This window comes from Planktothrix paucivesiculata PCC 9631 (assembly GCF_900009265.2).
Classification (GTDB): domain Bacteria; phylum Cyanobacteriota; class Cyanobacteriia; order Cyanobacteriales; family Microcoleaceae; genus Planktothrix; species Planktothrix paucivesiculata.
On record NZ_LR735135.1, the window covers coordinates 1 to 284 of the forward strand.

Here is a 284-nt window from a genome sequence, read left to right on the forward strand (position 1 = left end):
CTTACGCAAGGACGCTATATATAGCGCATTATTCAAACAGAAGGGCAATATGCGTCCGGCACGCTACGCGATGGTGATGCCGCCATCTGTCGGCATCGCGCTGATAATAAAGAGAATCAATCTGTGTTTGAACTGATGAGTAAACTAAATAAAAGAAAGTTTTAGAGAGGGATGTTTAAGCTCTTGGCTCAGGTAATCTGCTAATAAACCAGCTTTTAACTGATAGACAGTTTGAGAAACTTTCTTAGCCATACGAGTCAGAAAAACCCAAACTAATAAAGCGC

General features: G+C 41.2%; 1 pseudogene. It reads right to left on the minus strand.

Annotated features, from left to right (window positions below):
• Window positions 1-144: 144 nt before the first annotated feature.
• A pseudogene (locus tag PL9631_RS27575) lies at window positions 145-284 on the minus strand (IS701 family transposase); the annotation flags it as partial.